Below are 15,449 nucleotides of genomic sequence, written 5' to 3'. Positions count from 1 at the left end.
AAATCCTATTTAACGAATATTTATTCGATAAAAGAGAAATGATGTTATTTATCGTTATATTCAAAAAAAATAAAAATAAGTAAATCCCCGACCATGCTTTCTATACATAAATTTACTCATTACATGAAAGAATAAGAGATGTTTATTTTAAGTCCGTAACGAAATTATGATGATTAAATATCAATCGCTTGTAAACGTTATAATTAAGACTATTCCTACCTGAAGTGGATTTTCTCTAAACAAAAACTAAACAAACTCGCACAAAAAACACTACTATTTGATTTTATTGATAAAAAAATAATTCAATTTTCGTACAGGGATCGCTATTATTATCTAGCGTCTTCATTTTTGTGACAACTGTCACATGATGATATAGTTTCACAAGTAAAATACTTATTAAGTTGGAATCTATCATGAAAAAATTAACTAGCCTGGCCGTAATTATCGGCTTAGCAACTTCTGTTTCTGCTTTTGCTGCTAACTCTGAAAACACTGGCTATTATGCTGGTGCTAAAATGGGTACCAGCCTGGAGCAAATCCACGGTCAGAAATCTGCAACTGGCAGCAGCGTACCGCGTGATACCAAACAAGCTGGCACCGCTGGCCTGGTATTCGGTTATAACTTCCAGAATGAATTCAATCTGCCAGTTCGTGCAGAATTAGATTATTCATTCCGTGATACTACTGATACCGATCACTTCATCAAAGCTGACAACACTCGTACTCACAACCGTGTACGTCTGCAGACCGCTATGCTGAACGGTTACTACGACATCAATACCGACACTGCTTTCACTCCATACATCAGTGCTGGTATCGGTTACGCTAACGTAAACCTGAAAAACACTCAGGGCGGCACTAGCCACTCTGGTAACGGTGATAACTTCGCGTGGAGCGTTGGTACTGGTGTTGCTTACGCTATCAACAACCACATGGATCTGGATCTGGGCTACAAATATTTGGACGCTGGCGATGCAACTGCACAAGCTTCCAAAGTTAAAGTGGCTACCCACGATTTCACCGCTGGTGTTAACTACTACTTCTAAGACCTTTTCTTCTAGGCTTTACGCTTAGAGAATGTCTGGTAAGTATGAGTAATAAAAAACCCGCCACTGGCGGGTTTTTTTACATTTGAAAACGACAGAATTGTTAGTTCACGCCGCGCAGCTCCATCATCTGGCGCAGGTGAGCAAACACGTTCCCCACCCGCAGACCATTGTGTTCAAATTCACTGGTGATCCACGTTTCCACGTTGCCAATATGCTTGGCCGTTTCCAGCGATAACCCGACATCCACATACATGTCATGGTAATAAACCGCCGCAACGACCGGCACGGTATTCGCTGCCAAGCGATCCGCGTCGTACAACGGTCGCCACTCCAAGCGTTGTGCCAGCTGATGAACCGCATCGCGGAACGGTCGCAAACACTGCATTTCGTCAAACATCCACGGATAGATCATCTCACCCGTTAACAATAGCGGACGGCAATCTGCTTGAAACTCAGGCAGCGTGTTATGCACGCGCTGAGCTGCCCAGTTGGTCGCCCCACTGCAGCTATCAGCATAAATGCTTTCATGCAGTACAGCGTACAGAGGGTGCTCGGTGAAGCCGGTGAGATGCATCACCTGCGATAAAAATGTATCGCTCAGCTCACCTTCATGATTAAAGGCTTCATCAAACAGCCACAGCAGATTTTCATAGCCTTCACTCATACCCAATTGAATGCCCAGCGTTTGCAAACGCTGTACGGTGAGAATATCGCCATCGGGCAGATATACATCCTGCTCTTTCAGCACGTCCGCAATGCGGTTGATTTGCTGTTGCATGTGAGGATAGCGGGAGAAGAAAATCTGATTCTTTTCCTTCAATTTCTGATAGGTGCGCTGATACAGCAGCTCGGCATCGGGTTTAATTGATGGTAGACCGCCGGTGATATAGCAGGCCTCAAGCCCTTCTGGGGCCTGAGATAAATAGGTCAGGGTGATAAAGCCACCAAAGCTCTGCCCTAAGGTGCTCCATTTACGGCCACCAAACTGCGTTTTTCTGAGGTGTTCGGCATCCGCCACAATAGAATCAGCGCGGAAATAGCTGAGATAGTCAGCGGTTTGATCCGCGTCCATATTGCGGATCACGCTCGATTCGATCCTGCTGCTCTGCCCCGTACCGCGTTGATCAAGCAAGATCACGCGGAAGCTTTTCAGCGCCTCGCCTAACCATCCGCCTTTGCTGGTCGGTCGCGGCGATTTTCCACCGGGGCCGCCTTGTAAGAACAACAAACATGGCAAATCTTCTGCCGCTTTGCCGCCCTCTGATAACTCACGCGCAAAAACCGTAATACGGCGCGGATCATTTTCATCAAACCAGTTCAGCGGTACCGATACACGATGCTCTCGCACCCACATACCGGCTAACAGATATTCCTTTTCAATCATGGCAGACCACTCCTGCGGTAAAATTCGTTTTTATCGCTCAACAATGCTCAAGCCGCCTTCGCGGTAGCGCATCATTTGCTCACTCGGCGTATTACCAAAGAAACGTTTATATTCGCGGCTAAACTGCGAGGCGCTCTCATAGCCAACACGAATGGCCGCAGTGCTGGCTTTTAGCCCATCGTGCAACATCATCATCCGCGCCTTATGCAAGCGGAAGGATTTGATGTATTGCAGTGGAGAGGTTGCCGTAACGGCTTTGAAGTTATGGTGGAACGCAGAAACGCTCATATTCACTTCCTGCGCCAGCAAATCAACGTTGAGGCTATCAGAGTACTGCTGTTCGATCAGGCGCAGCGCCTTAGCGATCTGGCTGAAGTGGCTGTGACGGTTGGCTAGCGCCTGCAGCGCTTCGCCACCGTCTCCACACAGCGCGTGGAACAGCATTTCGCGCACAATTTGCGGCCCTAATACACGAGCTTGTAATGGATTGGCCATCGCGTCGACCAAGCGCTCGGTGGCACAAAACATCGACTCATCCAATGACACCGATTTCACACCGCTCGATTGGCAGCGCTGCTTGGCGGCCAAACCGTCACCGATATCCATTAAGAGATCCTGCAACATGCTGGTGTTTACCCGCACTGATAAACCGATCAGCGGCTCATCCGGAGTGGCAAACGTCTCACATTCACAGGGTAATGGCAGCGTCATGAGCAGATAATTAGTGGGATCGTAGCGAAATACCTGCTCGCCGAGATAGCCCACTTTATGCCCTTGCAGCACAATGATAATACAAGGCTCATACATCACCGGCGTACGCGGCTGATGCTGATTTGCATAGATTATTTTTACATTCTCAATCGGTGACGCACTCACTCCAGGCTGAACCACCTGACGGCTTAGCTGCTGTGCAAGCTGAGTCCACCGCTCATCGATTAACATTGACCAATCCCCGCCGAACCAAATAAAGTGCAATGAATGATGCCAAATACATCTCTATTTCTACAGTTGATTGTAGAAATAGGCAAGTCATCAACAGAAATGAGCATTGAGCCACACGCTCATTGCGCCCAGAATAGCATTCAGAAAATGCAATGGCGTCGACGGCCAAAGCATAACGAATCAAAATAAATACTGAGGCTAATTTCAATGCAAAATTTTACACTCCACACCCCAACTAAAGTTCTGTTCGGCGAAGGCCAAATCGCTAATCTGCGCAACGAAGTACCCGAAAATGCCCGCATCCTGATCACCTACGGCGGCGGCAGCGTAAAACGCACCGGCGTTTTGGATCAGGTTCATGCGGCGCTGAAAGGTTTACACGTATTTGAATTCGGTGGCATTGAACCAAACCCGTCTTACGAAACGCTGATGAAATGCGTTGAAGTGGTTCACAACGAAAAAATCGATTTCCTGCTGGCAGTGGGCGGCGGTTCCGTTATTGATGGCACCAAGTTCATTGCCGCAGCGGCAAACTACGTCGGCGAGCCTTGGGACATTCTTGAAACCTACGGCAGCAAAATCACCAGCGCAATCCCATTGGCAGCGGTATTAACCCTGCCAGCGACCGGTTCTGAAATGAACAAGGGCGCAGTTATCACTCGCCGTGCAACAGGCGACAAACGTGCATTCCAGTCTCCATTCGTAATGCCTCAGTTCGCTATCCTAGATCCGGTTGTAACCTACACGCTGCCAGCTCATCAGGTGGCTAACGGCGTAGTGGATGCGTTTGTTCATACCGTTGAGCAATATCTGACTTACCCTGTTGACGCTAAAGTTCAGGATCGCTTTGCAGAAGGTCTGCTGTTGACCCTGATCGAAGAAGGCCCACGTGCGCTGGCTGAGCCTGAAAACTATGATGTTCGTGCCAACATTATGTGGAGTGCCACTATGGCGCTGAACGGCCTGATCGGTGCAGGTGTGCCACAGGACTGGGCAACGCATATGCTGGGTCATGAGTTAACTGCGATGCACGGTATGGACCACGCACAGACCTTAGCCGTAGTTCTGCCTTCTCTGCTGCAAGCAAAACGCCAGCAGAAACACGCTAAGCTGCTGCAATATGCAGAGCGCGTATGGAATATTCGTGAAGGTAATGAAGAACAGCGCATTGATGCAGCGATTGCCGCTACGCGTAAATTCTTCGAAGAAATGGGCATTAAAACGTATCTGAAAGATTACGGCGTTGATGCCAGCTCCATCCCAGGCCTGCTGGCAAAACTGGAAGAGCACGGCATGACCGCGCTGGGCGAAAACAGTGATATCACGCTGGAAGATAGCCGTAAGATTTACGAAGCGTCGCTGTAAAAATAACTGAAAGACTGACCCCCTCCCAACCTCCCCTTCGCAGGGGAGGTTGGGAGGGGGTTAAGCCTAACGGTTACTCGCCGACATACTCCATCGTCACACGCGGAGTCAGCTTGGTAATCAATTCGTAAGCACTGATCCCCGTGTAGCTTGCAATCTTCTCAACCGGTAGTTCAGCACTCCACAGCACCACTTCATCGCCCACTTTATCTTTGGCTTCAGGACCTAAATCGACTGAAATCATATCCATAGATACGCGGCCAACAATCGGCACTTCACGACCGTTCAGCAACACCGGGGTTCCCGAAGGCGCACTGCGCGGATAACCATCGCCATAGCCAATCGCGACCACGCCTAAACGCGTATCACGCTGGCTAACCCAAGTTCCGTTATAGCCAACGGGCTCACCGGCTTTGTGCTCACGCACGGCAATTAGGCTAGATTTTAGCGTCATCACCGGCTGTAAGCCGTAATGATCGGCATAAGGTTCCGCTAAAGGCGATACGCCATACAGGATAATCCCTGGGCGCACCATATCGCGGTGCGACTGGGGCCACAGCAGAATACCGCCGGAAGCCGCTATCGACTGCAAGCCCGGCTTACCCGTAGCAAATGCATCGAAACAGGCCAATTGAGCTTCAGTCATTCCCGTTTCGGGCTCATCCGCACGGCTAAAGTGGCTCATGATATTCACGGGCTGCTCAACGTTGCGACAGTTGGAAAGACGCTGATAGAAAGCTTCCGCGTGCTCTGGACGTACTCCCAAACGATGCATGCCCGTATCGAGTTTCATCCAAACCTTAATCGGGCGCTCTAAATCAGCCTCTTCTAAAGCCTGCAGCTGTTCATCGCTGTGAATAGCCGTCTCGATATTGTTAGCAACTAAAACCGGCAGATCATCGGCAGAGAAAAAACCTTCCAACATCAGGATAGGTTTCACGATACCGCCTGAACGCAGTTTCAGCGCTTCTCCGATACGCGCCACGCCATAGCAGTCTGCATCTTTTAACGTTTTGGCAGTTTCTAAAAGCCCGTGCCCATAGGCATTGGCTTTTACAACGGCTATCAGTCGGCTGTGCGGCGCAAATTGACGAATTTGCTGAAAGTTGTGTCGCAGAGCGCGGCGATCAATGACTGCGGTTGCCGCTTTCATTTCTATTCCTTCCCGATTTCTCAAATGAGTTAATAAATACACCTACTACTAAACGAGCTCAATGTTGCTGCTCGTTCGATTATTCGTCGTCGTACTGCGGGCCCGCGTAGTTATCAAAACGTGAGAACTGGCCGTTAAAGGTTAAGCGAACCGTGCCGATTGGGCCGTTACGCTGTTTACCCAGAATAATTTCAGCAATACCTTTTAAATCGCTGTTCTCGTGATAAACCTCGTCACGATAGATAAACATGATCAAGTCGGCATCCTGCTCGATTGAGCCCGATTCACGCAGGTCGGAGTTAACCGGGCGTTTATCGGCACGCTGCTCCAAGGAGCGGTTAAGCTGAGACAGCGCCACTACCGGAACCTGCAACTCTTTCGCTAACGCTTTGAGTGAGCGAGAAATTTCCGCGATTTCCAAGGTACGGTTATCTGATAAAGACGGAACCCGCATCAACTGCAGGTAGTCGATCATGATTAGGCTAAGGCCGTCATGTTCGCGGAAAATACGGCGCGCGCGCGAACGCACTTCCGTTGGCGTCAGGCCGGAGGAATCATCGATATACATGTTCCGTTTTTCCAGCAGAATCCCCATAGTGCTGGAAATTCGCGCCCAATCTTCATCATCTAATTGGCCGGTACGAATTTTGGTTTGATCGACGCGCGCCAAGGAAGCCAGCATACGCATCATGATCTGCTCACCGGGCATTTCCAGACTGAAAATCAGCACCGGTTTATCCTGCGTCATCGCGGCGTTTTCACACAGGTTCATCGCGAAGGTGGTTTTCCCCATCGATGGACGCGCAGCCACAATAATTAAATCAGAGCGCTGCAAACCTGCGGTTTTCTTGTTGAGATCCTGATAGCCGGTATCAACGCCAGTTACACCATCGTGTGGCGTCTGGTAGAGCTGTTCAATTCGCGCGACCGTTTGTTCGAGAATACGATCGACGCTTTTCGGCCCTTCATCTTTGTTCGCACGATTCTCAGCAATCTGGAATACGCGAGACTCCGCTAGATCCAGCAGATCTTCACTGCTACGCCCCTGAGGATCGTAGCCCGCATCGGCGATCTCGTTGGCTACGGAGATCATATCGCGAACTACCGCACGTTCACGCACGATATCAGCATAGGCACCGATGTTTGCCGCACTTGGGGTGTTTTTTGACAGCTCAGCCAGATAAGCGAATCCGCCCACCGATTCTAATTCACCACGCTGTTCTAATGATTCAGACAGCGTGATCAAGTCGATAGGCTTGCTCATTTCTAGCAAGCGCTGCATTTCAGTAAAGATGAGGCGGTGTGGACGGCTGTAGAAATCGTTAGCGACGACGCGTTCTGCCACGTTATCCCAGCGCTCGTTGTCCAGCATCAACCCGCCCAACACGGACTGTTCCGCTTCCAGCGAATGTGGTGGTAGCTTGAGCCCCTCCATCTGCCTGTCGCGCGGGGTCTCGTTTGATTTGTTGGTGGGTTTATTTCCTGCCATAGTGGGAATGCTTTACCTGTTAATGAAAGACGCGTCAGTATACCTGAATGTGCCCGATTTTCGATTATAACAATGACACTATGCATCTGAGGAAAGACGATGGCAAAACGTATCCAGTTTAACGCCCACGGCGGGCCAGAAGTTCTTGAATATGTAGAGTTTACGCCAAAAGACCCCGCGGCTGGTGAAGTGCAAATCAGCAATAAAGCGATCGGAATCAACTACATTGACACCTATATTCGTGGCGGACTGTACCCAGCTCCCCAGTTTCCATCAGGGCTAGGAACCGAAGCGGCTGGCGTCGTGACAAAAGTGGGCGCAGGCGTAACCAGCATAGAAGTGGGTGACCGCGTAGTTTATGCGCAAAGCTCGCTCGGCGCCTACAGCACCGTTCATAACGTGCCAGCCGAGAAAGTTGCGTTGCTGCCCGAAGCCATTAGCTTTGAACAAGGTGCCGCCGCATTCTTAAAAGGCCTGACCGTGCACTATTTGCTGCGTCAAACCTATGAAATTAAAGCAGGTGAAATCTTCTTATTCCATGCCGCAGCCGGTGGCGTCGGCCAAATCGCCTGCCAGTGGGCAAAAGCGCTCGGCGCCAAACTGATTGGCACCGTGGGCTCCGATGCCAAAGCAGAGCGCGCCAAACAGGCGGGGGCATGGGCAACCATTAATTATCAAACCGAAGACATTGCCCAACGCGTGTCCGAGCTGACTCATGGCGAAAAAGTGAGCGTGGTTTACGACTCGGTAGGAAAAAGCACTTGGTTGGCCTCACTCGATAGCCTGAAAAAACGCGGCCTGATGGTGAGCTTCGGCAATGCTTCAGGCCCTGTTACCGGCGTCGATTTGGGAATTTTAAACCAGAAAGGATCGCTGTATGTCACGCGCCCCTCTCTCAACGGCTACATCAATAACCATCAGGATTTACTCAGCGCCAGTCACGAACTATTTTCGCTGATCGCCAGCGGCGCGATTAACGTCGATGTGCCCGATGCACAAAAATTTGCTTTAGCGGATGCGAAAAAAGCGCATGAAACCCTGCAAAGTCGCGGAACACAGGGATCGAGTTTGTTGATACCGGAGTAGTTACCGATGTAATCACAGTGAAAAATTATGTTTAATGACACCGTCTCAGAGCCGCCAGCAGGGAAGCTGGCGGCAGGTTGAGGGCGCACAGGATGTGCGCTCCGAGACCGGGCTGGCAAGCGACTCAGTGAAAAGCGCGAGAGTCGAGAGGTTGCGCGCCAGCAACCTTTCGTCGGACGCCTACATCTGTTATTCATGGGAAAGCTTATGCATTCAGGCGGACGAAACTCTTCGCCGAACGAGCATAGAATAGATACCTAATAATAACGCCTCGTCTGTGGTTTCTGCATGGAGCGATAAATCCACACCACCACAATAGCCAAAGCAATCCACGGCAGCAGTTTAAAGACCATCACAAACAGGCCACCAAACAACATAAACAGTGTGGCAACGGCCACGGCGGCGATAATGCCGAGAATTGAAATTCCGGTCACCATCAGCATGACAAAAAAGCCAAGAATAAAGAGGACTTCCAACATGGTGATCTCCTGAGTGAAATACAACGGTGATACCGTCGACTACTCAGTGATTTACAAGAATCATGCCAAGAATAGAAATTACGTAACCATATGATTTTACAAGATAGCGCTGCCGCTTATGCAACAGCGCCTGATGAGTTTTACTAAAATTTAGTTTTATTCGCCACGTGGCTGGCTAACAAATTGCAACGCAGCTTCAACCACTTCAACACCAGCTCCCGCCTTGTGCGCATTTTCACTCAGATGACGACGCCATTGGCGAGCGCCCGGAATGCTCTGGAATATGCCGAGTATATGGCGCGTGATATGGCCCAGATAGGTTCCATTAGCCAATTCACGTTCAATATACGGATACAAAGAACGTACCACGTCAATGCTGTTCGGTACTTCTACAGTAGGATCAAATAACTCGCGATCGACATGCGCCAAAATGCTTGGGCTCTGATAGGCTTCGCGCCCCATCATCACGCCGTCCAGATGCTGCAGATGAATTTTGGCGTCTTCCAGCGTTTTAACCCCGCCGTTGATGGCGATGTTTAGATGGGGGAAGTCACGTTTTAACTGATAAACACGCTCATAATCGAGCGGCGGGATCTCACGGTTTTCTTTCGGACTTAAGCCTGAGAGCCACGCTTTGCGCGCATGAACCGTAAAGCTATTACATTCGCCTTTACCTGAAACTATGCCGATAAAATCACACAAAAATTGGTAGCTATCCTGATCGTCAATACCAATACGCGTTTTCACGGTAACGGGAATAGAAACCACGTCGCGCATAGCCTTAATACCGTCGGCAACCAGTTGGGCTTCGCCCATCAGGCACGCGCCGAAACGACCATTTTGAACGCGATCCGAAGGACAGCCTACGTTGAGGTTAATCTCATCATAGCCGCGCTGCTCGGCCAAACGCGCACAATGCGCTAGGGCTTCAGGATCGCTTCCTCCCAGCTGCAACGCCAGCGGATGTTCTTCTTCGCTGTAAGCTAAGTAGTCGCCTTTACCGTGAATAATGGCACCGGTGGTCACCATCTCGGTATATAGAAGCGTCTGTTTAGTCAGCTTACGATGAAAATAGCGGCAATGGCGATCGGTCCAATCCAGCATCGGCGCAACGGAAAAGCGACTCTGGCTGAATGGCATAGCAGAAGAAGGATTATTGGCGTTTTGGGTCATTATTCTCAGGATTTCAGTCAGTTTGAATCAGATACGGCGCTTAGAAAAAACAGTATCACCGTGGATATTGGGCAAGTATACCGTGAATTTGGGCTTAACCCACAGACTTCCGCGCTCATACCTAGTAGCCAGAGGCTCAAGCACACTGTTCGAGAAAACGTGAGATACCTGATTTTTCGGCAGAACTGAGATACTCTTACTGCCATTAGCGACTGTGGCTAGCGTTACCCTGTGTGTAAACATATCCATACATGCGTGATCTGGTTCACAGATTTACTTGATTATTGACTTAGACCAACCGGTCTACTATAGTAACTCACATGAACAAAACGACAAGCACGACCAATAACACCTGCGAGCACATTTTAGATGTGGGTGAAGAATTGATTTTAAACCTTGGCTTTACAGCGATGGGTTTAAATGAGCTTCTGGCTACCGCAGGGGTACCAAAAGGTTCGTTCTACCATTACTTCAAATCTAAAGAGAAGTTTGGTGAAGCTATGCTTACCCGTTATTTCAGCGATTACGTGATCATGCTGAAAGAGAAATTTTCGGATGGGCAAAAGACACAGCGTCAGCATTTGTTAGATTATTTCTCACATTGGATGACGCAAAGCTGTGAAACGGTATGTCACAGCAAGTGCTTGGTCGTAAAACTGGCGGGTGAAGTCAGTGATTTATCAGAGGTTATGCGTGAAGCATTAGATTCTGGTATCACACGCGTCATCGCCCAGTTGCAGTCGAGTATCGAGTCTGGCGTTGAAGAAGGGTCGCTGGTGATTGAAGAATCCCCCGAACTACTCGCAGATTCACTATACTCTTTATGGTTAGGCGCAGCGTTACGGGCAAAGGTCAATAGATCTGATGCACCGTTTGTTTCAGCCATGCAGCGTACGGAACGCTTGCTGAAGCCCGGCACCATTTAAAGAGACAATCGCAGCACAATGAATGCCTGCGTGAAAACGTTTGGCATTATTTTTTACCCTTTAACTAGACGACTGGTCTATTAAATCAGTATCTAGATCACACATTTAGCGAGATGACACCATGAAAACTATCACTTTGACCGTACTAATGACTCTGGCCCTTGCGGGTTCCGCTTTTGCACAAAGCTTTTCAGATATGACTGCTAGCGAACAACGCGCAACCGTCGTTAATCATCTGAACAACGGTAGTGCTCAAGCTCATCAGATCACTATCAATAAATAATCGGCATTGCCCAGTGCCATACAGAATTGAATTCGTTATTAAAACCTGCAAAGTAGGTCAGTGAGTCGCCACTGTGTGCCCTGACCTACTTCAAAAAATTTAAAGAAGAGAAAATCATGAAAACTTCAATCTTACTGTCTGCTATCGTTGCTCTTACCCTAACTGGTTCGGCCTTCGCTCAATCATTTTCTGACCTCAGCCCAGCAGAACAAAGCACCTTGGCATATTCAAACCGTAACGGCTCTGCTTACGCTCATCAGATGATGGCTAAACAAAAACTGCATGAAGCCGGTATTGCAACACCGACGGTTCACGGTAGCGCAACATTTTCACAGCTGAGTGCACAGGATCAACGCGCAACTGTTATCAATAATCTGAATAACGGCGACGCCTATGCTCATCAGTCTGAAATCAAATAACAGATTGTATATTTGCCACTGCCGCCTTAAGTAAAAGCGGGCTGACGGGAATCCCCTGTCAGCCCGTTTTATTTTGGGTATCAGGCAAACGCAGCCAACAAGAATGTAGCTTGAGCCATTGATGGGTATATACCCAAAATAATTCGAGTTACATTGAGGCGGCAAGCGAGTGAATCCCGATGAGCTGACTCAAGTCAGTGATTCGGGTGAAGGAACGCAGCCAACAAAAATGTAGCTTGAAGTATGACGGGTATAACTATGTTAAAATAACGGCACCCTATTGGCTTGGCCGGAAGCAAAACATCATGACCACAACCTCGTTAGAGCGACTGCTCGCACAGGCAGAAGAGATTTGTCTGCAACGCAATGTTCGACTGACTCCGCAAAGAATGGAGGTATTGCGTCTGATGGCTTGCCAGAAAGGCACGATTAGTGCCTATGATTTACTGGATCTGCTGCGTGTTTCTGAGCCGCAGGCTAAGCCGCCGACTATCTATCGCGCCCTCGATTTTTTGCTAGAACAAGGCTTCATTCACAAAGTGGAGTCCACTAATAGCTACGTGATGTGCCATCACATCGAAGAGCCAAGTCATACGTCAGCATTATTTATTTGCCATCGCTGTGGTCAAGTGACTGAACAAACCACACAGGATGTGCAGGAACATTTAGAAAAGCTTGCAGCACTGACTGGATTCTCGCTGCAGCATAGCGTGGTAGAAGCACATGGTTTATGTCGAGACTGTGGGAAAATAGAATCCTGCGATAACCGCGATACGTGCCATCACGATCATTCAGAACCAAAAAAGAAAAAATAGTTTTTATATAATAGAATGAAAAAGAGCCGCACCTGCGGCTCTTTTTTTAATCATCTGCAATTAATATCAGCAGTGGCACATTATTAATAAAGGAATATCAATAAAGGAATATTTTCCGTTTTAATATTCGTATCCGTTCTTTATTTATAATGCGTGTTTGCAGAGCGATTATTTAGCAAGTAGGATTAAATATCACCAACGATATTTATTATGATCTTCCCATGCTTTAACTTCTTTCTCAGCGGCTTCTTTCTGATAGCCGTAGCGTTCCTGGATTTTACCTACCAGCTGGTCACGTTTCCCTTCGATTACGGTAAGATCATCGTCGGTTAACTTACCCCATTTTTCTTTCACTGTTCCCTTGAACTGCTTCCAGTTACCGCTCGCTTGATCTTTATTCATAATAACTCCGTATCACTTATGTAATGGAATATATTCCCCACACATCTGTACTCGATTAAATTAATAACTGCGATGTGAGGCATCAGTTAACGTTCACCATTAAGACTAGCGGATACTGAGCATAAAAATATTTTCAGCTAGATAATCGGCAATATTAAACAAAAAACTTTCGCAACAAGGCGTAAAAGCAGAGAGAAAACAGGGAATAAGCGGAGAATAATTTTTATCAGTTAGAATGTAAGCAAATATTAATAACGCGTCATTTTAGGGCAATGCAAAAACTATCGGAATTATCACATTGCCCTGATTATTTGACGCTATAACGACCTAATTTAATTCAACATTATTGGCTGGAAACCATGTTTTTTCCCGCCAATGACGCCGCCAGACGATCCATAAGGAAAGACCACGTAGTGATAAAAATACCGCTAAAGCTAGCCATAAACCGTGATTACCTAACCAAGGAAGCGTGAACAATGTTAAACCATAACCCGCAGCGGCAACGGCCATGCTATTACGCATTTCAGCACCGCGCGTCGCACCGATAAACATGCCATCCAGCAGGTAACACCATACGCCCAGCAGCGGTAAAACAATTTGCCATGGCAGATAGTGCAACGCCAACGATTGTACTTCTGGCAACGAAGTTAATATCTGAATGATTTGCTGGCCAAATACGGCATACAGCATGGCAAAAAATACCGCTACGATACCGGCCTGCCGACAGGCGGAATGCCAAATTTTCTGCAGTTTACGACCGTCGCGTGCACCATAGGCCTGCCCTGAATGAGCTTCCACCGCATAGGCAAAGCCATCCAGAGCATAGGCGGTAAATGTCAGTAAATTCATCAGAACCGCATTCACCGCCACCACTTCGCTTCCCATTCTGGCCCCAAGGATAGTCAGCGATGAAAAGCATAATTGCAGCAATAAAGAACGCAGCATGATGTCACGGTTTAACGCCAATAGGCGGCGAAGATTTCCCCGCCACGCATTGCGGAAATATTCCAGATGCAGGCCGCGCAGCTTCATCACGTGCCAAACAAGGCCGATCCCGAGTAAAAAGGTCGCGTAATCAGCAATCACCGTGGCACTTGCCGCTCCGGGCACTTTCCAGCCCAGACCAACAACAAACCACAGGTCGAGCGTGATGTTAATAACATTGCCCACAACCAGCAATATGACCGGCGCACGGGCATATTGAACGCCTAGCAACCAACCAAGAATAACGAGGTTTGCCAACGTAGCAGGCGCACCAAGCCAGCGGATCTGCATAAACAAACGAGCCTGCTCCAGCACATCTTCATGGCCGCCGACAATCCGCAGCACGCCGTTAATCAAAGGTTGTCGCAGCGCGATAATAGCAACCCCTGCCAGCAACGCTATGAGCAGCAGCTGCACAAGCGCGCGAGCCAGCGCAGTTTTATCCCCCGCGCCGAATGCTTGCGCAGTCAGCCCCGTGGTGCTCATGCGTAAAAACAACAGCAGCATAAATAAGAATGACGTAGCCATCGCGCCAACGGCTACGCCACCAAGATAAACAGGGCTATCCAAGTGCCCAATCACAGCGGTATCGACTAACCCTAATAAAGGAACAGAGATATTCGACAGGATCATCGGCAGTGCAAGGATCCACAGCGCCTTATCGGTTGGTGTAAGCATTTTCATTTTTTGAATTCATTCCAGATAACCTACTCGTTATCCCAACAAAAAAAGGTTTCAGACATGAACAAATATGCCGCATAAAAAAGCCCCAATTAAGGGGCTTAGTCTATCGGTGTGATGTTAAACACAACAGCCGAAGTTTTAGATCCAGTCACCGTTACGAATAACGCCCACCGCTAAACCTTCGATCGTGAAGTTTTGCTCGCGCAGGTCAACAACGATAGGCTCGAAGTCGCTGTTTTCTGGCAACAGCTGGACAATATTACCTTGCTTTTTCAGACGCTTAACCGTTACTTCATCTTCGATACGCGCAACCACAACCTGTCCATTACGCACATCCTGGGTTTTATGTACGGCCAGCAAATCGCCGTCTAAAATACCGATATCACGCATCGACATGCCGTTAACACGCAGTAAGAAATCCGCGTTTGGCTTAAATAAAGCAGGATCCACCTGATAGTGGCCCTCAATATGTTCTTGCGCTAACAGCGGCTCACCCGCTGCCACACGGCCAATTAAAGGCAGGCCCGTTTCATCTTCCATTAGCAAGCGAATACCACGGGAAGCACCGGAAACGATCTCAATAACACCCTTGCGCTGCAACGCTTTTAAATGTTCTTCGGCCGCATTAGGAGAGCGGAATCCCAAGCGCTGAGCAATTTCAGCTCGGGTTGGCGGCATGCCAGTTTGTTCAATATGGTCACGAATCAGATCGTAGACTTCCTGCTGTCTGGCTGTAAGTGCTTTCATTCCACCACCTGTTTGTTTATACAGTTTTGCTGTGAGTATATACAGGTAGCGACCATTTTGAAACCGTGA

At 48.4% G+C, this 15,449-nt stretch carries 16 protein-coding genes; 7 read left to right on the top strand and 9 right to left on the bottom strand.

The features are described from left to right. Window positions 1–413 precede the first annotated feature (413 nt). A complete protein-coding gene (locus BN1044_RS00490) occupies window positions 414–1,046 on the top strand; it encodes an outer membrane protein (protein ID WP_072307090.1) in 633 nt (210 codons plus the stop codon). A 103-nt stretch (window positions 1,047–1,149) separates the two neighbouring features. Here the strand turns inward: BN1044_RS00490 and BN1044_RS00485 are convergent, their stop codons facing one another. Both BN1044_RS00485 and BN1044_RS00480 read right to left on the bottom strand, forming a co-directional pair. Further along, window positions 1,150–2,433: an alpha/beta fold hydrolase gene (locus BN1044_RS00485; RefSeq protein ID WP_072307089.1), complete on the bottom strand. Its 1,284-nt coding sequence runs from the start codon at window positions 2,431–2,433 to the stop codon at window positions 1,150–1,152. 30 nt (window positions 2,434–2,463) lie between these two features. Then, window positions 2,464–3,375, bottom strand: a complete 912-nt coding sequence (locus tag BN1044_RS00480) for an AraC family transcriptional regulator (RefSeq protein ID WP_072307088.1) — start codon at window positions 3,373–3,375, stop codon at window positions 2,464–2,466. A gap of 207 nt (window positions 3,376–3,582) precedes the next feature. Between BN1044_RS00480 and yqhD the strand changes: the two genes are divergently transcribed. Continuing rightward, window positions 3,583–4,740, top strand: coding sequence for an alcohol dehydrogenase (yqhD, locus tag BN1044_RS00475; RefSeq protein ID WP_025802396.1), 1,158 nt, complete (start codon window positions 3,583–3,585; stop codon window positions 4,738–4,740). A 73-nt stretch (window positions 4,741–4,813) separates the two neighbouring features. Here the strand turns inward: yqhD and alr are convergent, their stop codons facing one another. Continuing rightward, window positions 4,814–5,893: an alanine racemase gene (gene alr, locus BN1044_RS00470; protein ID WP_072307087.1), complete on the bottom strand. Its 1,080-nt coding sequence runs from the start codon at window positions 5,891–5,893 to the stop codon at window positions 4,814–4,816. 79 nt (window positions 5,894–5,972) lie between these two features. Further along, window positions 5,973–7,382 carry a replicative DNA helicase gene (dnaB, locus tag BN1044_RS00465; RefSeq protein ID WP_004093484.1) on the bottom strand — a complete coding sequence of 470 codons (1,410 nt, stop codon included), beginning with the start codon at window positions 7,380–7,382 and terminating at the stop codon, window positions 5,973–5,975. Between the two features lie 99 nt (window positions 7,383–7,481). Between dnaB and BN1044_RS00460 the strand changes: the two genes are divergently transcribed. Continuing rightward, window positions 7,482–8,468, top strand: a complete 987-nt coding sequence (locus tag BN1044_RS00460) for a quinone oxidoreductase (RefSeq protein WP_072307086.1) — start codon at window positions 7,482–7,484, stop codon at window positions 8,466–8,468. 257 nt (window positions 8,469–8,725) lie between these two features. Here BN1044_RS00460 and pspG read toward each other — a convergent pair whose 3' ends face one another. Together pspG and dusA are read right to left on the bottom strand one after the other, a co-directional pair. Further along, window positions 8,726–8,947 carry an envelope stress response protein PspG gene (gene pspG, locus BN1044_RS00455; protein ID WP_025802403.1) on the bottom strand — a complete coding sequence of 74 codons (222 nt, stop codon included), beginning with the start codon at window positions 8,945–8,947 and terminating at the stop codon, window positions 8,726–8,728. A 156-nt stretch (window positions 8,948–9,103) separates the two neighbouring features. Then, on the bottom strand, window positions 9,104–10,120 hold the full coding sequence (gene dusA, locus BN1044_RS00450) for a tRNA dihydrouridine(20/20a) synthase DusA (RefSeq protein ID WP_072307085.1): 1,017 nt from the start codon (window positions 10,118–10,120) through the stop codon (window positions 9,104–9,106). A 320-nt stretch (window positions 10,121–10,440) separates the two neighbouring features. Between dusA and BN1044_RS00445 the strand changes: the two genes are divergently transcribed. The 4 genes from BN1044_RS00445 (at window position 10,441) to zur (ending at window position 12,563) form a co-directional block, all read left to right on the top strand. Then, the gene (locus BN1044_RS00445) at window positions 10,441–11,046 is read left to right on the top strand and encodes a TetR/AcrR family transcriptional regulator (protein ID WP_040044772.1); all 606 of its coding nucleotides are present in this window, start codon (window positions 10,441–10,443) and stop codon (window positions 11,044–11,046) included. Window positions 11,047–11,167: 121 nt separating this feature from the next. Then, entirely contained in the window at window positions 11,168–11,329 is a 162-nt protein-coding gene (locus BN1044_RS23505; RefSeq protein ID WP_165490603.1) for a hypothetical protein, read from the top strand. A gap of 116 nt (window positions 11,330–11,445) precedes the next feature. Beyond that, complete coding sequence (locus tag BN1044_RS00440; protein WP_072307084.1) at window positions 11,446–11,748, top strand: chemokine-binding protein; 303 nt, start codon at window positions 11,446–11,448, stop codon at window positions 11,746–11,748. 305 nt (window positions 11,749–12,053) lie between these two features. Continuing rightward, a complete protein-coding gene (gene zur, locus BN1044_RS00435) occupies window positions 12,054–12,563 on the top strand; it encodes a zinc uptake transcriptional repressor Zur (protein ID WP_043490474.1) in 510 nt (169 codons plus the stop codon). Between the two features lie 192 nt (window positions 12,564–12,755). Here the strand turns inward: zur and BN1044_RS00430 are convergent, their stop codons facing one another. From BN1044_RS00430 to lexA, 3 genes are all read right to left on the bottom strand, one after another. Further along, window positions 12,756–12,965: a CsbD family protein gene (locus BN1044_RS00430; RefSeq protein ID WP_025802413.1), complete on the bottom strand. Its 210-nt coding sequence runs from the start codon at window positions 12,963–12,965 to the stop codon at window positions 12,756–12,758. 327 nt (window positions 12,966–13,292) lie between these two features. After that, window positions 13,293–14,633 carry an MATE family efflux transporter DinF gene (gene dinF / locus BN1044_RS00425; protein ID WP_072307083.1) on the bottom strand — a complete coding sequence of 447 codons (1,341 nt, stop codon included), beginning with the start codon at window positions 14,631–14,633 and terminating at the stop codon, window positions 13,293–13,295. 138 nt (window positions 14,634–14,771) lie between these two features. Beyond that, a complete protein-coding gene (gene lexA, locus BN1044_RS00420; RefSeq protein ID WP_025802416.1) occupies window positions 14,772–15,380 on the bottom strand; it encodes a transcriptional repressor LexA in 609 nt (202 codons plus the stop codon). Window positions 15,381–15,449 lie beyond the last annotated feature (69 nt).

This window comes from Hafnia alvei, assembly GCF_900095695.1.
GTDB lineage: Bacteria > Pseudomonadota > Gammaproteobacteria > Enterobacterales > Enterobacteriaceae > Hafnia > Hafnia alvei_B.
Note: the sequence above shows the minus strand (reverse complement) of the source record. Positions and strands in the feature narration are given on the sequence as shown.